The sequence below is a fragment of the Pseudomonas soli genome, from assembly GCF_021283165.2.
GTDB lineage: Bacteria > Pseudomonadota > Gammaproteobacteria > Pseudomonadales > Pseudomonadaceae > Aquipseudomonas > Aquipseudomonas soli.
The window spans coordinates 486,749-498,648 of sequence record NZ_CP128543.1; the positions used below are offsets into that span (position 1 = coordinate 486,749).

At 57.7% G+C, this 11,900-nt stretch carries 6 protein-coding genes, 2 tRNA genes and 3 rRNA genes; 8 read left to right on the forward strand and 3 right to left on the reverse strand.

The genetic code is table 11. From position 1 onward, the window contains the following. Window positions 1-4: 4 nt before the first annotated feature. Window positions 5-430 (reverse strand): protoporphyrinogen oxidase HemJ, encoded by a 426-nt coding sequence (hemJ, locus tag LU688_RS02085; protein WP_023629310.1) that lies wholly within the window; start codon window positions 428-430, stop codon window positions 5-7. A 140-nt stretch (window positions 431-570) separates the two neighbouring features. Here hemJ and argC point away from each other — a divergent pair, with 140 nt between their 5' ends. Together argC and erpA are read left to right on the forward strand one after the other, a co-directional pair. Beyond that, window positions 571-1,605, forward strand: coding sequence for an N-acetyl-gamma-glutamyl-phosphate reductase (argC, locus tag LU688_RS02090; RefSeq protein WP_023629311.1), 1,035 nt, complete (start codon window positions 571-573; stop codon window positions 1,603-1,605). A gap of 145 nt (window positions 1,606-1,750) precedes the next feature. After that, window positions 1,751-2,101 (forward strand): iron-sulfur cluster insertion protein ErpA, encoded by a 351-nt coding sequence (erpA, locus tag LU688_RS02095; RefSeq protein ID WP_023629312.1) that lies wholly within the window; start codon window positions 1,751-1,753, stop codon window positions 2,099-2,101. A gap of 46 nt (window positions 2,102-2,147) precedes the next feature. Here the strand turns inward: erpA and LU688_RS02100 are convergent, their stop codons facing one another. Continuing rightward, entirely contained in the window at window positions 2,148-3,239 is a 1,092-nt protein-coding gene (locus tag LU688_RS02100) for an anhydro-N-acetylmuramic acid kinase (RefSeq protein ID WP_023629313.1), read from the reverse strand. Between the two features lie 4 nt (window positions 3,240-3,243). Continuing rightward, window positions 3,244-4,659 carry a peptidoglycan DD-metalloendopeptidase family protein gene (locus tag LU688_RS02105; protein ID WP_094011451.1) on the reverse strand — a complete coding sequence of 472 codons (1,416 nt, stop codon included), beginning with the start codon at window positions 4,657-4,659 and terminating at the stop codon, window positions 3,244-3,246. Window positions 4,660-4,872: 213 nt separating this feature from the next. On the opposite strand from LU688_RS02105, the gene tyrS reads away from it, so the two are divergent. From tyrS to rrf, 6 genes are all read left to right on the forward strand, one after another. Continuing rightward, entirely contained in the window at window positions 4,873-6,072 is a 1,200-nt protein-coding gene (gene tyrS / locus LU688_RS02110; protein WP_232888114.1) for a tyrosine--tRNA ligase, read from the forward strand. 624 nt (window positions 6,073-6,696) lie between these two features. Further along, window positions 6,697-8,233 (forward strand): 16S ribosomal RNA (locus LU688_RS02115). An 86-nt stretch (window positions 8,234-8,319) separates the two neighbouring features. Further along, a tRNA-Ile gene (locus tag LU688_RS02120) sits at window positions 8,320-8,396 on the forward strand. 24 nt (window positions 8,397-8,420) lie between these two features. Further along, window positions 8,421-8,496: transfer RNA gene (locus LU688_RS02125), tRNA-Ala, on the forward strand. A gap of 245 nt (window positions 8,497-8,741) precedes the next feature. After that, a 23S ribosomal RNA gene (locus tag LU688_RS02130) occupies window positions 8,742-11,635 on the forward strand. Between the two features lie 133 nt (window positions 11,636-11,768). Beyond that, window positions 11,769-11,884 (forward strand): 5S ribosomal RNA (gene rrf / locus LU688_RS02135). Together the 16S, 23S and 5S rRNA genes with 2 tRNA genes alongside form the textbook arrangement of a ribosomal RNA operon. The last annotated feature ends 16 nt before the right edge of the window (window positions 11,885-11,900 follow it).

Below are 11,900 nucleotides of genomic sequence, written 5' to 3' on the forward strand. Positions count from 1 at the left end.
ATCGTCAGAACGGTTTGACCACCACGAGGATTACGACGCCCAGCAGCATCAGTACCGGTGCTTCGTTGAACCAGCGGTAGTAAACGTGGCTGCGGGTGTTGGTGCCGGCGGCGAAGCGTTTGCGCTGGGCGCCGCACATGTGATGGTAGACGGTGAGCAGCGCGACCAGGGTGAGCTTGGCGTGCAGCCAGCCCTGGCTCAGCCAGCCGGGGTTCAGGTACAGCATCCAGCCGCCGAACACATAGGTGGCGATCATCGCCGGGTTCATGATGCCCCGGTACAGCTTGCGCTCCATGGTGACGAAGCGCTCGAGGCTGATGCTGTCCTGGCTTTGGGCGTGATAGACGAACAGCCGTGGCAGGTAGAACAGGCCGGCGAACCAGCAGACCACGCTGACGATATGCAGCGCCTTGATCCATAGATAGAGCATGGGGAGTTCCTTCAGGTTTTCACGGTCGTCAGATAGTAGAGGCCAAGGGGCCGAAGGGTCATCCCAAGAGTTGTTACAGGCGCCTTGGCCCCCTATTATCGTGCGCTTTCCAGTGGTCTCGTTGATAAGGGGCAAGCGTCATGATCAAGGTCGGTATCGTCGGCGGCACGGGTTACACCGGTGTCGAACTGCTGCGTCTGCTGGCGCAGCATCCACAGGCCGAAGTGGCGGTCATCACTTCGCGCTCCGAGGCGGGCGTGGCGGTTGCCGACATGTATCCGAATCTGCGGGGCCACTACGACGGCCTGGCGTTCAGCGTTCCGGACAGCAAGACCCTGGCGGCCTGCGATGTGGTGTTCTTCGCCACGCCCCACGGTGTCGCCCACGCCTTGGCCGGTGAGCTGCTGGCCGCCGGGACCAAGGTCATCGACCTGTCCGCCGACTTCCGCCTGCAGGACGCTGTCGAGTGGGGCAAGTGGTACGGCCAGCCCCATGGTGCACCAGAACTGCTCAAGGATGCGGTCTACGGCTTGCCCGAGGTGAATCGCGAGAAGATCCGCCAGGCGCAGCTGATCGCAGTGCCGGGTTGCTACCCGACCGCCACCCAGCTCGGCTTCCTGCCCCTTCTGGAGGCTGGCCTGGCCGATCCGTCGCGCCTGATCGCCGACTGCAAGTCGGGCGTCAGTGGCGCCGGGCGTGGCGCTGCGGTAGGTTCGCTGTTCTGCGAGGCTGGGGAAAGCATGAAGGCCTACGCGGTCAAGGGGCATCGTCACCTGCCGGAGATCAGCCAGGGCCTGCGCCAGGCAGCCGGCAAGGACATCGGCCTGACCTTCGTGCCGCACCTGACGCCGATGATCCGCGGCATCCATGCCACGCTCTATGCGACGGTCGCCGACACTTCTGTCGACCTGCAGGCGCTGTTCGAGAAGCGCTATGCCAATGAACCGTTCGTCGACGTGATGCCCGCCGGCAGCCACCCGGAAACCCGCAGCGTGCGCGGTGCCAACGTCTGCCGCATCGCCGTGCACCGGCCGCAGGGCGGTGACCTGGTGGTGGTGCTGTCGGTGATCGATAACCTGGTCAAGGGCGCGTCAGGCCAGGCGGTGCAGAACCTCAACATCCTGTTCGGCCTGGATGAACGCATGGGCCTGTCCCACGCGGGCCTGCTGCCGTAAGCCAGCGTACGTTGCCAAGTCCCGCCGTGTGCGGGCCTTTTTCGTGGGGCCGACTAAAGCCGCACAATTCTTGACCGATTTTCTCGGACAAGCGGATAATACGCCCCATCGAGTTTTATGGCGGCACTGCGCCGGGAGAATCAACATGAGCGTCGAATCCTTCACCCCCACGGCTTTGGAGTTCACCCCCGGGGCTGCGCACAAGGTGAAGACCTTGGTCAGCGAAGAGGGCAACGACCGGCTGAAGCTGCGTGTGTTCGTGACCGGCGGCGGTTGCTCGGGCTTCCAGTACGGCTTCACCTTCGATGAGGACGTGGCCGATGACGACACCATCGTCGAGCGCGAAGGCGTCGCGCTGGTCGTCGACCCGATGAGCTACCAGTACCTGGCCGGCGCCGAGGTGGATTACCAGGAGGGCCTGGAAGGCTCGCGCTTCGTGATCAAGAATCCGAACGCCACCACCACCTGCGGTTGCGGTTCGTCGTTCTCGATCTGATCGGGTCGGGCATAAAAACGCCGCGCATTTGCGCGGCGTTTTGCATTCAGGCGGGGTAGATCGCGCCGAGGATGCGCAGGCCTATGGCGGCGGTCACACTCGGCCGATTGGCGGGAATGCCTTCCAGGCAACAGTGGGCCAGCCAGGCGAAGGCCATGGCCTCTACCCAGTCGGGGTCCACGCCATGCGCGGCGGTGCTGGCAACCTTTGCCCCAGGCAGCAGGGCGGCCAGGCGAGCCATCAGGACGCCGTTGCGGGCGCCACCACCGCAGACCAGCAGGGCTTCAGTCCCTGACTGAGCCTGGCGTAGCGAGTCGATGATGGTGTGGGCCGTAAGCTCCAGCAGCGTGGCTTGGACGTCTTCGTCGCGATAAGCGGGTAGCCGGGCCAGGTGGGCATCCAGCCACGGCAGGTTGAATACCTCGCGCCCGGTGCTCTTCGGGCCGCTGCCAGCGAAGAACGGATCGCTCAGCAGCGCCTTCAACAGATCGTTCTGCACGCAGCCGCTGGCCGCCCAGGCGCCGTTGGCATCAAAGGCCTGGCCTTGCTTGCGCTCGATCCAGGCATCCAGCAACACATTGCCCGGCCCGCAGTCGAAACCATGTACCGGTTGATCCCGCTCGATCAGGCTGAGGTTGCTGAAGCCGCCTACGTTGAGGATCGCCAGGTTGTGGCCAAGATGGCCGAACAAGGCTTCGTGAAATGCCGGTACCAGGGGGGCGCCCTGGCCGCCTGCCGCCACGTCGCGGCGGCGGAAGTCGCCCACTACGCAGATGCCGGTGAGCTCGGCCAGCAGGGCCGGGTTGCCGATCTGCACGGTGAAGCCGCGAGCCGGTTCATGGCGAACGGTCTGGCCGTGGCTGCCGATGGCGCGAATGGCCTCGGGTGCCAGCCCTTGAGCGTTCAGCAAGTTGTTGATGCCTTGGGCGGCCAGCGTGGCCCAGCGATTCTCTGCCAGGGCGGCACGCGCGATCTCATCGGGGCCGCTGGCGCAGAGGCCGAGCAGGTCCTGGCGCAGGTCGACGGGCATGGGGATGTAGTGGGTGGCGAGCAGCCGCAGCTGCTCGTCTTGCTCGATCAGGGCGATGTCCAGGCCATCGAGGCTGGTGCCGGACATCACCCCCAGGTAGAGCGCCATGGGCTCAGCGCTTGTTGGCTGCGAGCAGAGTGGCCTTTTCCTGATCCATGCGGGCGATCAGGGGCTGGCTCTGCTGGTTGAAGCGCTGGCGCTCGGCCTTGGCGATCGGATCGGCCATCGGCACCTTCTGGCTCAGTGGGTCGACGTGCACGCCATTGACCTGGAACTCGTAGTGCAGGTGCGGACCGGTCGAAAGGCCGGTGGTGCCGATGTACCCGATGATCTGCCCCTGCTTGACGCTGGAGCCGGTCTTGATGCCCTTGGCGAAGCCCTGCATGTGGCCATAGAGCGTCTTGTAAGAATTGCCGTGGGCGATGATCACGGTGTTACCGTAGCCGCCACGGCGGCCGGCGAGCTCGATGCGACCATCGCCTGCAGCCTTGATCGGCGTGCCGCGTGGCGCGGCGTAGTCCACGCCCTTGTGCGCGCGGATCTTGTTGAGGATTGGGTGCTTGCGGCCGGCGGAGAACCGCGAGCTGATGCGGGCGAAATCCACCGGGGTGCGGATGAACGCCTTGCGCAGGCTGTTGCCGTCGGCGGTGTAGTAGTTGGTGTTGCCCTGCTTGTTGGTGTAGCGCACGGCGGTGTAGGTCTTGCCGCGGTTGGTGAAGCGGGCGGAGAGGATGTTGCCGGTGCCGACCACCTTGCCGTCCATCATCTTCTGCTCGTAGACCACGTCGAATTCGTCGCCCGGGCGGATGTCCTGGGCGAAATCGATGTCGTAGCCGAGGATACGCGCCATGTCCATGGTCATGCTGTGGGACAGGCCGGCGCGCTGGGCGGAGGCGGACAGCGAGCTCTTGATCACGCCATGGGCGTAGGCGGTGCGCACCACCGGCTTGCTGACCTCGCGCTCGAAGGCGAAGCCCTTGTCGGTGCGGTTCAGGCGGATGGTCTCGAGGTTGCTGACCTTGCTGTGCAGGCTTGCCAGCTGACCGTCCTTGTCCAGCTCGAATTGCAGCACCTGGCCATGCTTGAGCTGGCTGAACTGCTTGGCCTGCTTGTTGCTGGCCAGCACGTCGTGAACGACGTTGGCAGGCAGGCCGACCTTGTTGAACAAGGTCGAGAGCGTATCGCCGCGGCTGACGACCACTTCGCGGTGACCCGGGGCCTTGTCCTCCGGTTTGGCCGCAGGGGCTGGAGCGGGTTCCGCCTTGGCCGTTTCGGGTTCTGCACCTTCGATCTGGGCGAAGGGCGAGTCGCTGTTCTGCTCGGCCTGTACCAGCGGGGCGCCGCGGGACTCGTCCTTGAGCTGTTCGGCCGGGCTTTCCAGCTCCAGGCTGAGGGTGGTTTTCTTGGCTTCCACTTCGCTGGACGGGAATACCAGCAAAGCCAGACTGAGAAGGGCGGCGATGCCGCTGGCGGCCAACAGATGGCTTTTCGGATAAAGCGGGGGCGCTTTAGGCGTTTCGTTGGTCATAGGTAAGGTGACTTTGAAAAAGGTGAAATGGAAAAGATGAATGACATGATGAAGATGAAATAACTGTATAAAATATAACCAAATCCATTCTCACGCAAGGGCGCATAGACGTTGCGGTGCGCCGTTCGGGTCACAATCCGTTGCGAAACTTGTATTTGATGGCCGATCTTGTATGGTTGGCTCCCCTTGAATCCTAGCGTTGCGGGTCTGTCTATGAAGTCGGTTGAAGAGCAGCTGGCGCTTATCAAGCGCGGTGCGGAAGAGGTATTGGTCGAGTCGGAACTGGTGGAGAAGCTCAAGCGCGGCCAGCCGCTGCGCATCAAGGCGGGCTTCGACCCAACCGCGCCCGACCTGCACCTGGGGCACACGGTGCTGATCAACAAGCTGCGTCAGTTCCAGGAGTTGGGCCACCAGGTCATCTTCCTGATCGGCGACTTCACCGGCATGATCGGCGACCCCAGCGGCAAGAGCGCTACTCGCCCGCCACTGACCCGCGAGCAGGTGCTGGACAACGCCGAGACCTACAAGCAGCAGGTCTTCAAGATTCTCGACCCGGCGAAGACCGAGGTGGCGTTCAACTCCACCTGGATGGACACGCTCACGCCTGCCGACTTTATTCGTCTGGCCTCGCAGTACACCGTGGCGCGCATGCTCGAGCGCGATGACTTCGACAAGCGCTACACCACCAACCAGCCAATCGCGATCCATGAGTTTTTCTATCCGCTGGTCCAGGGTTACGACTCCGTCGCCTTGAAGGCCGATGTCGAGCTGGGTGGCACCGACCAGAAGTTCAACCTGCTGATGGGGCGCGAGCTGCAGCGCGCCTATGGCCAGGAGGCGCAGAGCATCGTCACCATGCCGCTGCTTGAAGGGCTGGATGGCGTGAAGAAGATGTCCAAGTCGCTGGGCAATTATGTCGGCATCCAGGAAGCCCCTGGGGTGATGTATAGCAAGCTTGTGTCGATTCCCGATACCTTGATGTGGCGTTACTTCGAGCTGCTGAGCTTCCGTTCGATGGAAGAGATCGATCAGTTCCGGGCGGATGTCGAGAACGGTGCCAACCCGCGTGACATCAAGATCAAGCTGGCCGAGGAAATCGTGGCGCGTTTCCATGGTGAAGAGGCCGCGGCCAATGCGCACCGTGCTGCGGGTAACCGCATGAAGGAAGGCGAGCTGCCAGAAGACCTGCCGGAGATCGAAGTGGCCGCTGCTGAAAATCTGCCTATCGCCGCCGTGCTGAACCGGGCTGGCCTGGTGAAGAACTCGGCGCAGGCGCGGGATCTGCTCGGCGCTGGCGCGGTCAAGGTGGATGGTGAGGTGATCGACCGTGACTTCATGTTTGTGCTCGGCGCGACCCACGTGTGCCAGGCGGGCAAGAAGGCGTTTGCTCGGGTTACCCTCAAGGCTGAGTGATTGCCTGCAGGTGTAGCTATATAGAAGCGGGGAGGCCGGTAGGCCTCCCCGCTTTTGTTTTAGCGCTGCTTACTATAGGTGTCAGGATGGTAGGGCGTCGGCGAGCACCTGGTGCGATCTTTTTGATTTTTATGAAATTAACGGTTGACGGGCTTTCAGAACCCCTTATAATGCGCCCCACTTCCAGCGACATCGGAACGAAAAATTCCTTGAATATCAATGAGTTGATCGATCAAGAGGGTTGCGGAGGTGCTTCGATCGCCAGATCGGCAGCGGTGAAAAAGGCAGTTGACAGCAGGTTGTAACGCTGTATGATTCGCCTCCCGCTACGAGAGATCGCAGCGAGTCAAGTGTTTGAAGTTGAACGGATTTCTCGCAAAATACTTCAAAATAAACGCTTGACAGCCAATGAGGAAAGCGTAGAATGCGCGCCTCGGTTGAGACGAAACGCTCTTAACCAAACGCTCTTTAACAAATTGAATCAAGCAATTCGTGTGGGTGCTTGTGAGTATGGACTGATAGTCGCCAAGATTATCAGCATCACAAGTGGCCATGCGAGAAATCACATAGTCATTTGAGATTGCTGAGCCAAGTTTAGGGTTTCTTAAAAACCCAAGCAGTATTGAACTGAAGAGTTTGATCATGGCTCAGATTGAACGCTGGCGGCAGGCCTAACACATGCAAGTCGAGCGGATGACGGGAGCTTGCTCCTTGATTCAGCGGCGGACGGGTGAGTAATGCCTAGGAATCTGCCTGGTAGTGGGGGACAACGTTTCGAAAGGAACGCTAATACCGCATACGTCCTACGGGAGAAAGCAGGGGACCTTCGGGCCTTGCGCTATCAGATGAGCCTAGGTCGGATTAGCTAGTAGGTGAGGTAATGGCTCACCTAGGCGACGATCCGTAACTGGTCTGAGAGGATGATCAGTCACACTGGAACTGAGACACGGTCCAGACTCCTACGGGAGGCAGCAGTGGGGAATATTGGACAATGGGCGAAAGCCTGATCCAGCCATGCCGCGTGTGTGAAGAAGGTCTTCGGATTGTAAAGCACTTTAAGTTGGGAGGAAGGGTTGTACGCTAATACCGTGCAATTTTGACGTTACCGACAGAATAAGCACCGGCTAACTCTGTGCCAGCAGCCGCGGTAATACAGAGGGTGCAAGCGTTAATCGGAATTACTGGGCGTAAAGCGCGCGTAGGTGGTTCGTTAAGTTGGATGTGAAAGCCCCGGGCTCAACCTGGGAACTGCATCCAAAACTGGCGAGCTAGAGTATGGTAGAGGGTGGTGGAATTTCCTGTGTAGCGGTGAAATGCGTAGATATAGGAAGGAACACCAGTGGCGAAGGCGACCACCTGGACTGATACTGACACTGAGGTGCGAAAGCGTGGGGAGCAAACAGGATTAGATACCCTGGTAGTCCACGCCGTAAACGATGTCAACTAGCCGTTGGAATCCTTGAGATTTTAGTGGCGCAGCTAACGCATTAAGTTGACCGCCTGGGGAGTACGGCCGCAAGGTTAAAACTCAAATGAATTGACGGGGGCCCGCACAAGCGGTGGAGCATGTGGTTTAATTCGAAGCAACGCGAAGAACCTTACCAGGCCTTGACATGCAGAGAACTTTCCAGAGATGGATTGGTGCCTTCGGGAACTCTGACACAGGTGCTGCATGGCTGTCGTCAGCTCGTGTCGTGAGATGTTGGGTTAAGTCCCGTAACGAGCGCAACCCTTGTCCTTAGTTACCAGCACGTTATGGTGGGCACTCTAAGGAGACTGCCGGTGACAAACCGGAGGAAGGTGGGGATGACGTCAAGTCATCATGGCCCTTACGGCCTGGGCTACACACGTGCTACAATGGTCGGTACAGAGGGTTGCCAAGCCGCGAGGTGGAGCTAATCTCACAAAACCGATCGTAGTCCGGATCGCAGTCTGCAACTCGACTGCGTGAAGTCGGAATCGCTAGTAATCGCAAATCAGAATGTTGCGGTGAATACGTTCCCGGGCCTTGTACACACCGCCCGTCACACCATGGGAGTGGGTTGCACCAGAAGTAGCTAGTCTAACCTTCGGGAGGACGGTTACCACGGTGTGATTCATGACTGGGGTGAAGTCGTAACAAGGTAGCCGTAGGGGAACCTGCGGCTGGATCACCTCCTTAATCGAAGACATCAGCCTGCTGATGAGCTCCCACACGAATTGCTTGATTCATTGTGTAAAGACGATGCTGTAACGCGACCCTGTTATAGGTCTGTAGCTCAGTTGGTTAGAGCGCACCCCTGATAAGGGTGAGGTCGGCAGTTCAAATCTGCCCAGACCTACCAATTACTTGGTGCGGCTGGTCAAATGGGGCCATAGCTCAGCTGGGAGAGCGCCTGCCTTGCACGCAGGAGGTCAGCGGTTCGATCCCGCTTGGCTCCACCACTCTTTCAGGTTTCGCAGCACTGCTCAGAACTTAGAAATGAACATTCGGTGATGAATGTTGATTTCTGACTTTTGTCAGATCGTTCTTTAAAAATTCGGATATGTGATAGAAATAGACTGAACACCAGTTTCACTGCTGGTGGATCAGGCTAAGGTAAAATTTGTGAGTTCTGCTCGAAAGAGCGACGTGCGAATTTTCGGCGAATGTCGTCTTCACAGTATAACCAGATTGCTTGGGGTTATATGGTCAAGTGAAGAAGCGCATACGGTGGATGCCTTGGCAGTCAGAGGCGATGAAAGACGTGGTAGCCTGCGATAAGCTTTGGGGAGTCGGCAAACAGACTGTGATCCAGAGATCTCTGAATGGGGGAACCCAGCCAGCACAAGCTGGTTATCTTGTACTGAATACATAGGTGCAAGAGGCGAACCAGGGGAACTGAAACATCTAAGTACCCTGAGGAAAAGAAATCAACCGAGATTCCCTTAGTAGTGGCGAGCGAACGGGGACCAGCCCTTAAGCTGGTTTGAGATTAGTGGAACGCTCTGGAAAGTGCGGCCATAGTGGGTGATAGCCCCGTACACGAAAATCTCTTGCCAGTGAAATCGAGTAGGACGGAGCACGAGAAACTTTGTCTGAACATGGGGGGACCATCCTCCAAGGCTAAATACTACTGACTGACCGATAGTGAACCAGTACCGTGAGGGAAAGGCGAAAAGAACCCCGGAGAGGGGAGTGAAATAGAACCTGAAACCGTATGCGTACAAGCAGTGGGAGCCTACTTTGTTAGGTGACTGCGTACCTTTTGTATAATGGGTCAGCGACTTATATTCAGTGGCGAGCTTAACCGAATAGGGGAGGCGTAGCGAAAGCGAGTCTTAATAGGGCGCTTTAGTCGCTGGGTATAGACCCGAAACCGGGCGATCTATCCATGGGCAGGTTGAAGGTTAGGTAACACTGACTGGAGGACCGAACCGACTACCGTTGAAAAGTTAGCGGATGACCTGTGGATCGGAGTGAAAGGCTAATCAAGCTCGGAGATAGCTGGTTCTCCTCGAAAGCTATTTAGGTAGCGCCTCATGTATCACTGTAGGGGGTAGAGCACTGTTTCGGCTAGGGGGTCATCCCGACTTACCAAACCGATGCAAACTCCGAATACCTACAAGTGCCGAGCATGGGAGACACACGGCGGGTGCTAACGTCCGTCGTGAAAAGGGAAACAACCCAGACCGTCAGCTAAGGTCCCAAAGTCATGGTTAAGTGGGAAACGATGTGGGAAGGCTTAGACAGCTAGGAGGTTGGCTTAGAAGCAGCCACCCTTTAAAGAAAGCGTAATAGCTCACTAGTCGAGTCGGCCTGCGCGGAAGATGTAACGGGGCTCAAACCATGCACCGAAGCTACGGGTATCACCTTTAGGTGATGCGGTAGAGGAGCGTTCTGTAAGCCTGTGAAGGTGAGTTGAGAAGCTTGCTGGAGGTATCAGAAGTGCGAATGCTGACATGAGTAACGACAATGCGAGTGAAAAACTCGCACGCCGAAAGACCAAGGTTTCCTGCGCAACGTTAATCGACGCAGGGTTAGTCGGTCCCTAAGGCGAGGCTGAAAAGCGTAGTCGATGGAAAACAGGTTAATATTCCTGTACTTCCAGTTATTGCGATGGAGGGACGGAGAAGGCTAGGCCAGCTTGGCGTTGGTTGTCCAAGTTTAAGGTGGTAGGCTGAGATCTTAGGCAAATCCGGGATCTCAAGGCCGAGAGCTGATGACGAGTGCTCATTAGAGCGCGAAGTGGTTGATGCCATGCTTCCAAGAAAAGCTCCTAAGCTTCAGATAACTGGGAACCGTACCCCAAACCGACACAGGTGGTTAGGTAGAGAATACCAAGGCGCTTGAGAGAACTCGGGTGAAGGAACTAGGCAAAATGGCACCGTAACTTCGGGAGAAGGTGCGCCGGTGAGGGTGAAGCACTTGCTGCGTAAGCCCACGCCGGTCGAAGATACCAGGCCGCTGCGACTGTTTATTAAAAACACAGCACTCTGCAAACACGAAAGTGGACGTATAGGGTGTGACGCCTGCCCGGTGCCGGAAGGTTAATTGATGGGGTTAGCGCAAGCGAAGCTCTTGATCGAAGCCCCGGTAAACGGCGGCCGTAACTATAACGGTCCTAAGGTAGCGAAATTCCTTGTCGGGTAAGTTCCGACCTGCACGAATGGCGTAACGATGGCGGCGCTGTCTCCACCCGAGACTCAGTGAAATTGAAATCGCTGTGAAGATGCAGTGTATCCGCGGCTAGACGGAAAGACCCCGTGAACCTTTACTATAGCTTTGCACTGGACTTTGAGCTTGCTTGTGTAGGATAGGTGGGAGGCTTTGAAGTGGGGACGCCAGTTCTCATGGAGCCATCCTTGAAATACCACCCTGGCAACCTTGAGGTTCTAACTCAGGTCCGTTATCCGGATCGAGGACAGTGTATGGTGGGTAGTTTGACTGGGGCGGTCTCCTCCCAAAGAGTAACGGAGGAGTACGAAGGTGCGCTCAGACCGGTCGGAAATCGGTCGTAGAGTATAAAGGCAAAAGCGCGCTTGACTGCGAGACACACACGTCGAGCAGGTACGAAAGTAGGTCTTAGTGATCCGGTGGTTCTGTATGGAAGGGCCATCGCTCAACGGATAAAAGGTACTCCGGGGATAACAGGCTGATACCGCCCAAGAGTTCATATCGACGGCGGTGTTTGGCACCTCGATGTCGGCTCATCACATCCTGGGGCTGAAGCCGGTCCCAAGGGTATGGCTGTTCGCCATTTAAAGTGGTACGCGAGCTGGGTTTAGAACGTCGTGAGACAGTTCGGTCCCTATCTGCCGTGGACGTTTGAGATTTGAGAGGGGCTGCTCCTAGTACGAGAGGACCGGAGTGGACGAACCTCTGGTGTTCCGGTTGTCACGCCAGTGGCATTGCCGGGTAGCTATGTTCGGAAGAGATAACCGCTGAAAGCATCTAAGCGGGAAACTTGCCTCAAGATGAGATCTCACTGGAGCCTTGAGCTCCCTGAAGGGCCGTCGAAGACTACGACGTTGATAGGTTGGGTGTGTAAGCGCTGTGAGGCGTTGAGCTAACCAATACTAATTGCCCGTGAGGCTTGACCATATAACACCCAAGCAATTTGCTCACGCAGATTGCGGTGGTGAAGACGAAACGAACCGAAAGTTCGCGACGAACCACAAAATCACATATCCGAATTGGCTGGCATGTCTGCAAGGACGTACTGGCAACCGAATTTCTTGACGACCATAGAGCATTGGAACCACCTGATCCCATCCCGAACTCAGCAGTGAAACGATGCATCGCCGATGGTAGTGTGGGGTTTCCCCATGTGAGAGTAGGTCATCGTCAAGATTCATTTCGCAAAACC

Coding starts and splice junctions, on each gene's coding strand:
- erpA (WP_023629312.1), top strand. CDS start 1,751: ATGAGCGTCGAATCCTTCACCCCCACGGCTTTGGAGTTCACCCCCGGG.
- LU688_RS02105 (WP_094011451.1), bottom strand. CDS start 4,659: ATGACCAACGAAACGCCTAAAGCGCCCCCGCTTTATCCGAAAAGCCAT.
- LU688_RS02100 (WP_023629313.1), bottom strand. CDS start 3,239: ATGGCGCTCTACCTGGGGGTGATGTCCGGCACCAGCCTCGATGGCCTG.
- argC (WP_023629311.1), top strand. CDS start 571: ATGATCAAGGTCGGTATCGTCGGCGGCACGGGTTACACCGGTGTCGAA.
- hemJ (WP_023629310.1), bottom strand. CDS start 430: ATGCTCTATCTATGGATCAAGGCGCTGCATATCGTCAGCGTGGTCTGC.
- tyrS (WP_232888114.1), top strand. CDS start 4,873: ATGAAGTCGGTTGAAGAGCAGCTGGCGCTTATCAAGCGCGGTGCGGAA.